The following is a 10,651-nucleotide window of genomic DNA, read 5'->3' on the forward strand; positions in this document are numbered from 1 at the left end:
TGGCGCCGAAACCCCTTTCAAGGAACGTGATGAAAACCCTGCTTGCCCAGTTCGAGAAGAAGGCTCCGGAGATCGTCTTCGAGTGGAACGACACGGAGACGTCCGCCAGGGGATGGGTGGTGATCAACTCCCTGCGGGGAGGCGCCGCAGGCGGCGGAACCCGTATGCGCCAAGGACTCGACCGCAACGAGGTCGAGTCGCTGGCGAAGACCATGGAGATCAAGTTCACGGTGTCCGGCCCGCTCATCGGAGGGGCGAAGTCCGGCATCGACTTCGACCCCCAGGATCCCCGGAAACACGAGGTGCTGCGCCGCTGGTACAAGGCCGTCACCCCATTGCTGAAGTCCTACTACGGCACCGGTGGTGACCTCAACATCGACGACAGACACGAAGTCGCGCCCATCACCGAGAGCCACGGCCTGTGGCATCCGCAGGAAGGCGTGGTCAACGGCCACTACGGTGATGCCGGCGCCAAGCATCTCGTCCAGCGGGTCGGACAACTCCGGCAGGGCGTGTCCAAGATCGTGGAAGATCCCCGCTACACCCCCGACCCGAACGGCAAGTACACCGTCGCCGACCTGATCACAGGATGGGGCGTGACGGAATCGGCGCGACACTACTACGCCACCTACGGCGGTGACTTCGCCGGCAAGCGCGTCATCGTCCAGGGGTGGGGCAACGTCGGGGCCGCGGCCGCCTACTACGCGGCACAGTCCGGTGCACGAGTGGTCGGCGTGATCGACCGCAGTGGTGGACTCATCAACCCTGCCGGATACAGCGCCGACGAGGTCCGCGAACTGTTCCTCGCCAAGCAGGGCAACACGTTGCGGGCCGATGACCTCGTGCCCTTCGACCGGGTCAACGAGACCATCTGGGACACCGGCGCGGAGGTCTTCCTCCCGTGCGCGGCGTCACGTCTGGTCACACGCGAACAGGTCGACCGTCTGACAGCGAACGGCCTCGAAGTCATCGCCAGCGGCGCCAACGTGCCGTTTGCCGACCCCGAGATCTTCTACGGCCCCGTCTACGAACACGCGGACCACAGCGTCGCCGTCGTTCCGGACTTCATCGCCAACTGCGGCATGGCACGCACCTTCGCCCTCCTGATGCAGGGCAACCTGGAAATCTCCGACGAGTCGATCTTCGAGGACATCTCGTCCACCATCGAGTCCGCACTGAAGCACTGCCATGCACGCTCACAAGCCCCCACGCAAGTGGCGAGCACTGCTTTCGCCATCGCCCTCGACCAGCTCCTGGCCGTGCCCAAGCACGGTGTGGGGCATGTCGTCGACGACGACCGGTGACCGACCGCCGTGCCGGCCCTTGCGGGTCGCGGTGGCAAGCCCCTCCAGGGTCGACTCCCCTCGGCTCCTGTCCGCCGCCCCTCTGCCGGGGTGGTGGCGCGAGTGCGGGGTGCTGGGGCGGGCGCGTCATCGCTGGTACAGGACCATCTTGTCGGCGTCGCCGCCTCCGCGCTGGTCACCGACAGGCACGTCCCGATCGTCTTCTCCGAGCGGGTGATGGGCGTCTTCGCGGGCACGCTGGTGCCGGTCGCCGTGGCCGTGCTTCCGACAGCCGAGTAAGTGTGCAGATACGTGTTTCCACTGAGGTCCATTTCGTCTCGGCCGTCTAGGTTCGACGAGTTGGACGGATCGAACGGTGTCGAGGGGACCGAGTGACAGACAAGGCCCAGGGAATAGGGGGTGTTGGGCGGTCCTGCTGGCTGCGGGGGCCTTACTGACCGGGTGTTCGGCGCAAGGGGGCGGACGCCGGGCCTTTCCGGCAGAGCGGTTCGCCCTCGGCCGGTGCCTCTCCGAGCGCGAGCAGTGCGACGACACCGTCGAGCGGCTCGTCCGCCGCTTCGTCCGTCCTCACACCCGACGCCTCCCTCGCCCCCGAGTCCTCGACGGACGAGGCCTCTCTGTCCGAGTCCGTCGAGGAGGTGCTGCGCTGCCCCGAGCAGCGGCCCCGGTCGAACGAGCGGATCACGGGTCTGATGTCGCTGGGTACCCCCTTCCGCGCCCATGAGCAGGACAGCAGTACCTCTGGATGGTCGCCCGGCTGGGCACCGTGGTCATGGCCGTCTCCGTGACGGGCGGCGCCGGCCACACCCAGGAGGAACTCCGGCAGCTGGGCGGCAAGGCCTTGGCTCAGAGATGCTGACGCGCGTCGAGCCGCGGCTGAAGGGGAAGTGATGGAACTGCTGCATATCGCGGATCCCGCCAAGCTTGCGGGCCACCGGCTGCTCGGACGGCTCGGCGCGGGCGGCATGGGTGTGGTGCATCTGGCCCGCTCGGCCGGCGGGCAACTGGTCGCGCTGCACTAACTCGACCAGCGCGAGACAACCCGACCGAAGTCCTGGCGAACCCTGGGCACCTGACCTCGGCACCTCCAAGATCCCCGACAGAGTCAAGCTCAAGAGGCTGGAGGTATAGCAGGGCATGCGACCGATAACCGCACTCGGCCCGGCGGCAGTTGGTGCGTACCGACTGCTCGCCGAGCTGGGACAAGGGGGGATGGGGCGGGTCCTGCTCGGCACCGGGCCCGACGGACGGCTCGTGGCCGTCAAGCAGATCCACGCCGAGTACGCCGACGAGGACGGCTTCCGGGCACGGTTCCGGCGGGAGGTGACCGCCTCCCGGAAGGTGTCCGGCGCCTGCACCGCGCCGGTCCTGGACGCCGATCCGGACGCCGAAACGCCCTGGCTGGCCTCGGTGTTCGTACCGGGGCCCTCGCTGAGCGACGCCCTGGACGCCTGCGGCGGGACCCTGCCCGAGGACACCGTACGGCGGCTGGCGGCCGGGCTGGCCACCGCGCTCGCCGACATCCACCGGGCCGGCCTGGTGCACCGGGACCTCAAGCCCTCCAACGTGTTGCTCGCGGAGGACGGCGTACGCGTCATCGACTTCGGCATCGCGCGCGCCGTGGAGGGCGCCACACGGATCACGCACACCGGATCGCTCATCGGCTCGCCGTCCTTCATGGCTCCCGAACAGGCCCTGGGGCAGGAGGCCACCCCGGCCGCCGACGTGTTCGCGCTCGGGTCCACCCTGGTCGCGGCCGCCACCGGGCGTCCGCCGTTCGCCGCCGAGTCCGTACCGCGCCTGCTGCACGAGATCGTGCACGCGGAGCCCGACCTGACCGGCGTACCGGACGCGCTGCGCGCCGTCATCGAGCCCTGCCTCGCCAAGGAACCGGCCGCACGGCCCACCCCGGAGCAACTGCTCGCCCTGATCGGGCCCGTCGAGCCGACGGCACGGCCCTGGCCCGGGGCCGTGGCGGGGCTGATCGCCGGCCAGCTGACCGAGGTGGAGCAGCTGACCTCGACCCTGCCGCTCGCTGTGGCTCCTGGGGTGCCCCCACCCCGGCGAAAGCGGATGTGGCCGCGAGCGGTGGCGGTGACCGTGGCCCTGGTCGCCCTGCACTTCGCGACCCTGGGCAGGTCGCAGGCGGCGTGGCTGTACTACACCGTCTTCCCGGACGGCGCGCCGCTGTCGCTGGTCGATGACGTGTACCAGGCGCGAGCGAGGACCTGCTACGACATCCGCGAGGAGGTCCGGATGCCGTCCGGCTTCGAGGTGAAGGACTTCGACGGGGTCATCCTGAACGCGGCGGAGATCGTGCACCCGGGGACGTGCACGTGGGAGCGGACCAACGGTGACCGGATCACCGTCACCTGGCACGTGCACACGACCTCTCCGGCCTTCGGCACCGGCGCGGAGCGCGCCGAACTGGACCACAAGTCGGACCTGCCCGAGGGAGAGACCGGTCGCGAGGCCGACCTCGACTTCGCCGACGAGGGGCTGTGGCTGCCGCTGAAGAGCGAGGACACCGACAACTGCCGCCTGTCGCTGCGGGACGTGAACCTGCGGATGACGGTCGGGGTGAGCGGTACCGCGTACGCCGGGCGGGGCGCTTGCGAGGCGGAGGCCGTGAAGGCGGCCGGGGCCGCCATCAAGATCGTGGAGAAGAAGTGAGGGAGCTCAGGGCGACCGATCCGGTCGCGGTCGGGCCGTACCGGCTGCTCGCCGAGCTCGGACGCGGAGGCATGGGCCGGGTGCTGCTGGGGGCCGGGCCGGACGGCCGACTGGCCGCGGTCAAGCAGGTGCACGCGCGGATCGCGTCCGACGAGGAGTTCCGGGCCCGGTTCCGGCGGGAGGTGGCTGCCTCGCGGCGGGTGTCCGGGGCCTTCACCGCCGCCGTGACCGACGCCGACACCGAGGCCGAGACGCCGTGGCTGGCCTCGGTGTTCGTGACCGGGCCCTCGCTCGGCACGGTGGTCGACCGTACCGGCCCGCTGCCGGAGGAGACCGTACGGCGGATCGCCGCCGGGCTGGCCACCGCCCTGGTGGAGATCCACCGGGCGGGGCTGGTGCACCGGGACCTCAAGCCGGACAACGTGCTGCTCGCCGATGACGGCGTACGCGTCATCGACTTCGGCATCGCCCGGGCCACCGAGGGGGCCGGGGCCACCGAGCTGACCGAGAGCGGGGTGGTCGTCGGCTCGCCCGCCTTCATGTCGCCGGAGCAGGCCGAGGCGAAGGAACTGACGGCGGCGAGCGACGTGTTCTCGTTCGGCTCGGTGCTCGCCATGGCGGCCACCGGGCGGAGTCCGTTCGCGCGGGAGTCCGCGCTCGCGACGCTGTACGACCTGGTGCACGCCGAGCCGGACCTGTCGGACGTACCGAACGGACTGCGGGAGGTGGTCGCGGCCTGCCTGGCCAAGGACCCGGCCGGGCGGCCGGGCCCGGAGCGGCTGCTGGAGCTGCTCGGGCCGGTGGCGCCCGGGGGTGGCGGGCGGTGGCCGGACCCTGTGCGCGGGCTGATCGCCGACCAGCAGGCGGAGGTCGACCGGGTGCTGGGGGCGCCGGAGCGCACCGTCCTCGACCTGGCGAGCCGCCCCGTGTCGGGTGGGACCGGGGCGTGGGTGGAGCCCACGGTGGCGACCACCGCGGTCGACGCCGTCGCGGCGGCCGCCGCCGACCCCGTACGGCGCCGGATCCAGCGGCTGCTGGTGGCGGCGTCCGTCGTGGTCGTGGCGGGCATGATCGCCGGGATCGTCTACACCCTGTGGCCCGAGGGGGAGGAAGGACCGAAGGGCGACGTGTACGCCATCGTGCCGACCTGCGAGGAGATGGTGGAGAAGCTGCCGCTGCCCACGGCGGACCGCGCGGAGAAGCACGACCTCGGCGGCGATTCCGGGATGTCCGACTTCGGCGGCTGTGTGTACACCGACGCCGCGGACGAGGAACACGCGTACGTGAGCTGGGATCTGTACCGCCCGGACACGTCGACCACCGGACCCCGGCCGAGCGCGACCACCGGGCTGTCCCCGGGCGCGGCGGCCGCCGAGGAGGATCTCCTGGACACCGTGAAGAAGGTCGGGGGCACCGCCGGACCCGGACCGGGTGAGGAGTCGTACTGGGACACCGCGTGGTCGGACGGCACGGGCTGCCGGCTGGACCTGCGCGACGGCAATCTGACGGTGCTGGTCAGACTCAGCGAACCGGAACACCCGGCGGACACGTGCAGGGGCGAGGCCGAAAGGATCGCGGACGCGGTGCTGAGCGCGATGCCGCACTGAGCCCGCAGGGCGGTGGCCGGTCCCGGAGGCGGCATCGGAGTCTCCGGGGAGCGGTACCGGCTGGGCCGGTCTCAGGGAGGTGCGGTGCGCCGGCGCAGGTGCCCTGCGGCGTCACGGTGGTTGTTCTGCACCATGATCTGCCGCAGTTCAGACCTCCAGGTAGCCGTCGGGGTCGCCGCTGCCCCCACGCCGCAGCGGCGGTCTCCATCTCCACGAACTCAGCGGCCACTTCCTGGGCTTGGGCCGTAGGCGGCTCGTGAAACGGTGCCAGACACGCCCCATCGCCCACGTCGCCGCTGAGATGGGCATCTCCCGCGCATGCGCCGGCAAGTGGGTCAATTGCCGGCGGCCGCGCTTCCAGCGCCGGCTGTTCCCGTCAGGGATCCCCATACGTTGTCACCAAGATCAAGTCGGGCCAGGGCGGCGTCATCAAGACGTGGCCCACCTGCCCCGCCAGAGGTGAAGTCCACGCCTGACGGTATCGGGCCGACCACCGTCACCTCGCCCACGAGCCGACGGGCAGGCCCGAACCGACCCCAGGGGGTCAATTCTGCGGGACGGGTGGGTGCTTCAGGGCGTCCTCTCGCGCTGGACGACACTGGAATGTGAAACCGGGGAAGGCGAACGACGTTGCCACAACACCGTCGTGGCGCCCGTCCCCTCCGCAGTACACGATCCACGTCTTGGCCGTGTGCAGTTGCAGGCCGACCTCATGCCGGATCTGCTCTACTCGCTCAGCCACCCCGCAAGACGGGCGGCGGTCTTCTCGCCCGCTCGCTGCTTGATCAAACCTTCCTTGGCAGCTGCCCGAAGCCTGACCTTCGAGCTGCCCATCCCGCCCCTTGTCACCACCGCAGTAACCACTACAGGATTCATGCCGCCCGCGCCACCGCTGGTGACAATACGGATCGTCTCCTGGTCTACGGCTGACACGGCTTGCATGTGCCCCACCGCTCGTCCGGCGTGACCCAGCACGTTGGCGACACGGCTGACGGCATCGTCGAACGGCAAGGGCATCTCGAGGTCGATCTCATGGACATTCTTCCTCATCAGTTTGGCCACGAGCCGGGTCAAGCGACCGCTGCCCCCGACCACGGCCCCCAGAGCAGCAAGCTCTTCGGCCAGGATCTCGTCCTCACTCTGGTCCACGCGCCCCCACCCTTCACCATCTGAGCTTCCCATGACATCAAAACTTGGTTCTGGCACGGACGCCCCGCCTGGTCTGCACTGGAGCCCGCGGAAACCGACACAGCCAACCGTTCCAAGGAGTACTCAGAGAAACGTCGCCCTGCCAGGGTCTTCCTCGACGAAGCTACGCATCCCCCGTTCGCGGTCCTCTGTCGCGAACAGGCCCGCGAACCAGTTGCGCTCGATGGTGAGACCGGTGGCGAGGTCGGTCTCCAGGCCCTGGTCGATCGACTCCTTGGCGGCCCGCAGGGCGAGTGCGGGGCCCTTGGCAAGCCGAGAGGCCCAGGACCGCGCCTGCTCGTACACCTCTGTGGCCGGGACTACGAGGTCGACCAGGCCGACCCGAAGAGCCTCGTCAGCCTTGACCATCCGGCCGGTGAAGATGAGGTCCTTGGCCTTGGAGGGGCCCACGAGCCGGGACAGGCGCTGAGTGCCGCCCGCGCCGGGGATCAGGCCGAGGAGAATCTCGGGCTGGCCGAGCTTGGCGTCGTCGGCGGCGATCCGGTAGTCGGCGCACAGGGCCAGCTCGCAGCCGCCCCCGAGGGCGTAACCGGTGATCGCGGCGACGACCGGCTTGGGGATGCGAGCGACGGCCGTGAAGGCGCCCTGAAGCGGGCGCGAGCGCCTGACCATGCCCGCGTGGTCGAGGAGCTCCATCTCCTTGATGTCCGCGCCGGCCGCGAACGCCCTCTCGCCGCCGTAGAGGATCAGCGCGCGGATGTCGTCGCGCTCCGTCACCTCTGCGGCGAGCTCGCCGAGCCGGTCCTGGGTGGCGATGTCGAGGGCGTTCATCGGGGGGCGGTCGAGGCGGATCGTTCCGACGCCTTCGGCGACTTCCAGAGAGACGGACATGGGCTTCCTCAGCTGTCGAAGTCGACGGTCAGCGTCTCGGAGACGGGGAAGGTCTGGCAGGTCAGCACATAGCCTGCCTCGACCTCGGCAGCTTCGAGGGCGAAGTTGCGGCGCATGTCGGCCTCCCCCTCGGTGACCAGGGCACGGCAGGTGCCGCACACGCCGCCCTTGCAGGCGAAGGGCAGGTCGGGGCGCATCTTCTGCGCGCCGTCCAGCACCGTGGCCGCGCGCGGCAGTGCGGCGGTGGTGGACCGGCCGTCGAGTGTGACGGTGACCTGGCTGACCGGGCCCTCGGCAGCGGCTTCCTCGTGCCGCGTCTGACGTACCGGCGCGTCGTCCGCGTAGAACAGCTCCTGGTGGATACGGGTGTCGGGCACCCCCAGGCCGGCCAGGACCCGCTGGGCATCGCGGACCATGCCGTGGGGTCCGCACAGCCACCAGTGGTCCGCGGTGGTGACGTCGACCAGCCCGCTGATGAGGGCGGAGAGGCGGTCGGCGTCCAGACGGCCGGAGAGCACCTCGGCCTCGCGGGGCTCGCGGGAGAGGACGTGGGCGAGCTGGAAGCGCGCCGGGTGGAGGTCCTTCAGGTCGGCGAGTTCGTCGGCGAACATGACCGAACCGGTGCGGCGGTTGCCGTAGACCAGCGTGACCCGCGAGCGGTCGTCGGCGGCGAGGACCGACTCGGCGATGGAGAGCATGGGGGTGATACCGGACCCCGCGGCGACGAGGACGTGGTGGCCGGGTGCGGTGAGGTCGGGAGTGAAGGCACCGGTCGGGACCATCACCTCCAGGGTGTCGCCGGGCCGTACGTCGTGGACCAGCCAGGAGGAGAACAGCCCGCCGGGCACTTCGCGCACGCCGATGCGCGGCCGTGCGCCCATCGGGGAACAGATCGAGTAGGAGCGCCGCTCGTCCCGCCCGTCGACCTCGCGGCGCAGGGTGAGCGACTGGCCCGGGGTGAAGGCGAACTCCTCGGCCAGGTCGTCCGGGATGTCGAAGCCGACCGCGACCGCGTCCTCGCACAGCCGCTGCACCGCGGCCACGCGCAGGCGGTGGAAGGCCGGGCGGCGTCGCCGCACGGGCGTGGGGGCGGGGGCGGAGGTGCCGAGTGGCAGCAGGTCCTCCATCAGATCTCCTTGACGTATTCGAAGGGTTCGCGGCAGGCGCGGCAGCGCCACAGCGCCTTGCAGGAGGTGGCGCCGAAACGGGAGGTCTCCTCCGTGTCCGCCGAGCCGCACCGGGGGCACGGAACCGCAGGGCGGGTGGGGGACAGTGTCAGCGGCACCGGGCCGGGGGCGGGGCGCGGCGCCGGTCCGGGGGGCGCGATGCCGTGCTCGGCGAGGGTGCGGCGGCCGCTCGGTGTGATCCAGTCCGTGGTCCAGGGCGGATCGAGCACCGTGCGCACCCGGACGTGCGCGTATCCGGCGGCTGTGAGGCGCGCGGCCACTTCGGCGCGCATCTCGGCCATGGCCGGGCAGCCGGAGTAGGTCGGGGTGAGGCTGACGACGACCGTCCCGTCCTCACCGGCCTCGACGCCCCGCAGCACGCCGAGGTCGGCCAGGGTGAGCATGGGCAACTCGGGATCCGGCACGCGCTCGGCGATGTGCCGAGCGCGGCGCACGTCCGTCAGTACGGTCACCATGTCGCCTCCGGGTGGGCGCGGGCCACGCTCTGCAGCTCGGCCAGCAGCGGGGCGAGGTGCTCGGTGTGCTCGCCGTCGCGGCCGGACCCGGGCAGCGGGCGGTACACCGGCATGGGCAGTCCGGCCGTCTCCGTGACCTGCTGCAGCACCGCCCCGACCTCGTCCTGGACGTCGTACACGGTGAACAGCTCGTCCAGATACGGCGCGACCTGCTCCAGCGCGTCCCGCATCCGATGATGTGACTCGGCGGTGCCGTCGCCGAGGCGGACGACCCACTCGGCGGCGTACTGCCGGTGATACGTAAGCTCCTTGACACCCTTGGCGGCGATCGCGGCGAGCACCGGATCGTCGGAGGCGGTGAGCCGCTCGAAGTGAGCGAGCCTCCATGCGGAGAGCACCAGCAGCCGTGCGACGGAGAACGCGAAGTCGCCGTTCGGCAGTTCGGCGAGGCGTACGTTGCGGAAGTCGCCGGCGTCGCGGAAATAAGCGTAGGCGTCCTCGCCACGGCCGGTGCCGTCGACCTGGCCGGCGCGGGAGTACAGCAGGCGGGCCTGGCCGAGGAGGTCGAGGCCGATGTTGGCCAGCGCCACCTCCTCCTCCAGTTCGGGGGCGCGAGTGGTCCACTCGGCCAGCCGTTGCGCCAGGACGAGGGCGTCGTCGGCCAACGTGGCACAGACGGCGGCCAGTTCGTCGGCGTCGATGCCGTCGGGTATCGCGCTGTCCACGCCGTGCAGCGGATCCTCGAAGCCGGTGCCGTAGGCCCAGCGGGTGTCGTCCTCGTGTCCCTCGGCGAGGGTGAGGCAGAGGTGGTCGTCACTCATGCCCTGCTCCTCAGATGTGCGGGACGTCGTCGGGGATGTCGTAGAAGGTCGGGTGGCGGTAGACCTTGTCGGCGCTGGGCTCGAAGAAGGGATCCTTCTCGTCGCGGGTCGAGGCGGCGATGTGCGCCGAGCGCACCACCCAGATCGACACGCCCTCGTTGCGCCGCGTGTACAGATCGCGGGCGTGGGTGAGCGCCATCCGGTCGTCGGCCGCGTGCAGCGAGCCCACGTGGACGTGGTTGAGCCCGCGCTTGCCGCGCACGAACACCTCGTACAGTGGCCAGTTGTTCTTCTCGGCGGTCATGCCACCGCTCCCTTCTGCGTAATGGTCGCCTGCTTGGCCGCGTGAGCGGTGGCCGCCTCCCGCACCCAGGCGCCTTCCTCGTGGGCGGCCCGGCGCCGGGCGACGCGCTCGGCATTGCAGGGCCCGTCGCCCTTGATGACCCGCATCAGCTCGTCCCAGTCGGGGGTGCCGAAGTCGTGGTGGCCGCGCTCGGCGTTCCAGCGCAGCTCAGGGTCGGGCAGGGTGACGCCGAGCTTCTCGGCCTGCGGGACGGTCATGTC

12 protein-coding genes and 2 pseudogenes are annotated in these 10,651 nt (G+C 70.8%); 6 read left to right on the top strand and 8 right to left on the bottom strand.

Annotated features, from left to right (window positions below):
- Positions 1-29 precede the first annotated feature (29 nt).
- Both ACIBU0_RS31555 and ACIBU0_RS31560 read left to right on the top strand, forming a co-directional pair.
- A complete protein-coding gene (locus ACIBU0_RS31555; protein WP_398825213.1) occupies positions 30-1,304 on the top strand; it encodes a Glu/Leu/Phe/Val dehydrogenase dimerization domain-containing protein in 1,275 nt (424 codons plus the stop codon).
- A gap of 102 nt (positions 1,305-1,406) precedes the next feature.
- Entirely contained in the window at positions 1,407-1,583 is a 177-nt protein-coding gene (locus tag ACIBU0_RS31560; RefSeq protein WP_398825215.1) for a hypothetical protein, read from the top strand.
- 151 nt (positions 1,584-1,734) lie between these two features.
- On the opposite strand, the gene ACIBU0_RS31565 is transcribed toward ACIBU0_RS31560, so the two are convergent.
- Positions 1,735-1,875 carry a hypothetical protein gene (locus tag ACIBU0_RS31565; RefSeq protein ID WP_398825217.1) on the bottom strand — a complete coding sequence of 47 codons (141 nt, stop codon included), beginning with the start codon at positions 1,873-1,875 and terminating at the stop codon, positions 1,735-1,737.
- A gap of 319 nt (positions 1,876-2,194) precedes the next feature.
- Here ACIBU0_RS31565 and ACIBU0_RS31570 point away from each other — a divergent pair, with 319 nt between their 5' ends.
- From ACIBU0_RS31570 to ACIBU0_RS31585, 4 genes and pseudogenes are all read left to right on the top strand, one after another.
- Positions 2,195-2,326 carry a hypothetical protein gene (locus tag ACIBU0_RS31570; RefSeq protein WP_398825219.1) on the top strand — a complete coding sequence of 44 codons (132 nt, stop codon included), beginning with the start codon at positions 2,195-2,197 and terminating at the stop codon, positions 2,324-2,326.
- Between the two features lie 115 nt (positions 2,327-2,441).
- A complete protein-coding gene (locus ACIBU0_RS31575; protein ID WP_398825221.1) occupies positions 2,442-3,977 on the top strand; it encodes a serine/threonine-protein kinase in 1,536 nt (511 codons plus the stop codon).
- Positions 3,974-5,584: a serine/threonine-protein kinase gene (locus ACIBU0_RS31580; protein WP_398825223.1), complete on the top strand. Its 1,611-nt coding sequence runs from the start codon at positions 3,974-3,976 to the stop codon at positions 5,582-5,584. The genes ACIBU0_RS31575 and ACIBU0_RS31580 overlap by 4 nt, the downstream gene beginning before the upstream one ends.
- Before the next feature lie 232 nt (positions 5,585-5,816).
- Positions 5,817-5,921, top strand: a pseudogene (locus tag ACIBU0_RS31585) (IS481 family transposase); the annotation flags it as partial.
- A 389-nt stretch (positions 5,922-6,310) separates the two neighbouring features.
- Here ACIBU0_RS31585 and ACIBU0_RS31590 read toward each other — a convergent pair.
- The 7 genes and pseudogenes from ACIBU0_RS31590 to ACIBU0_RS31620 all read right to left on the bottom strand — a co-directional run.
- Positions 6,311-6,733: a hypothetical protein gene (locus ACIBU0_RS31590; protein ID WP_398825225.1), complete on the bottom strand. Its 423-nt coding sequence runs from the start codon at positions 6,731-6,733 to the stop codon at positions 6,311-6,313.
- A 123-nt stretch (positions 6,734-6,856) separates the two neighbouring features.
- On the bottom strand, positions 6,857-7,624 hold the full coding sequence (locus ACIBU0_RS31595) for an enoyl-CoA hydratase/isomerase family protein (RefSeq protein ID WP_398825227.1): 768 nt from the start codon (positions 7,622-7,624) through the stop codon (positions 6,857-6,859).
- An 8-nt stretch (positions 7,625-7,632) separates the two neighbouring features.
- Positions 7,633-8,751 carry a 1,2-phenylacetyl-CoA epoxidase subunit PaaE gene (gene paaE, locus ACIBU0_RS31600; protein ID WP_398825229.1) on the bottom strand — a complete coding sequence of 373 codons (1,119 nt, stop codon included), beginning with the start codon at positions 8,749-8,751 and terminating at the stop codon, positions 7,633-7,635.
- On the bottom strand, positions 8,751-9,266 hold the full coding sequence (gene paaD, locus ACIBU0_RS31605; protein WP_398825231.1) for a 1,2-phenylacetyl-CoA epoxidase subunit PaaD: 516 nt from the start codon (positions 9,264-9,266) through the stop codon (positions 8,751-8,753). Before paaD ends, paaE begins: the two co-directional genes overlap by 1 nt.
- On the bottom strand, positions 9,260-10,087 hold the full coding sequence (paaC, locus tag ACIBU0_RS31610; protein WP_398825233.1) for a 1,2-phenylacetyl-CoA epoxidase subunit PaaC: 828 nt from the start codon (positions 10,085-10,087) through the stop codon (positions 9,260-9,262). Before paaC ends, paaD begins: the two co-directional genes overlap by 7 nt.
- A 10-nt stretch (positions 10,088-10,097) precedes the next feature.
- On the bottom strand, positions 10,098-10,391 hold the full coding sequence (gene paaB / locus ACIBU0_RS31615) for a 1,2-phenylacetyl-CoA epoxidase subunit PaaB (RefSeq protein ID WP_398825235.1): 294 nt from the start codon (positions 10,389-10,391) through the stop codon (positions 10,098-10,100).
- Positions 10,388-10,651 (bottom strand): annotated as a pseudogene (locus tag ACIBU0_RS31620) (1,2-phenylacetyl-CoA epoxidase subunit A); the annotation flags it as partial. The pseudogene ACIBU0_RS31620 and the gene paaB, both read right to left, overlap by 4 nt.

This window comes from Streptomyces sp. NPDC049627, assembly GCF_044465645.1.
GTDB lineage: Bacteria > Actinomycetota > Actinomycetes > Streptomycetales > Streptomycetaceae > Streptomyces.

Coding starts and splice junctions, on each gene's coding strand:
- ACIBU0_RS31575 (WP_398825221.1), top strand. CDS start 2,442: ATGCGACCGATAACCGCACTCGGCCCGGCGGCAGTTGGTGCGTACCGA.
- paaB (WP_398825235.1), bottom strand. CDS start 10,391: ATGACCGCCGAGAAGAACAACTGGCCACTGTACGAGGTGTTCGTGCGC.
- ACIBU0_RS31595 (WP_398825227.1), bottom strand. CDS start 7,624: ATGTCCGTCTCTCTGGAAGTCGCCGAAGGCGTCGGAACGATCCGCCTC.
- ACIBU0_RS31570 (WP_398825219.1), top strand. CDS start 2,195: ATGGAACTGCTGCATATCGCGGATCCCGCCAAGCTTGCGGGCCACCGG.
- paaC (WP_398825233.1), bottom strand. CDS start 10,087: ATGAGTGACGACCACCTCTGCCTCACCCTCGCCGAGGGACACGAGGAC.
- ACIBU0_RS31555 (WP_398825213.1), top strand. CDS start 30: ATGAAAACCCTGCTTGCCCAGTTCGAGAAGAAGGCTCCGGAGATCGTC.
- paaE (WP_398825229.1), bottom strand. CDS start 8,751: ATGGAGGACCTGCTGCCACTCGGCACCTCCGCCCCCGCCCCCACGCCC.
- paaD (WP_398825231.1), bottom strand. CDS start 9,266: ATGGTGACCGTACTGACGGACGTGCGCCGCGCTCGGCACATCGCCGAG.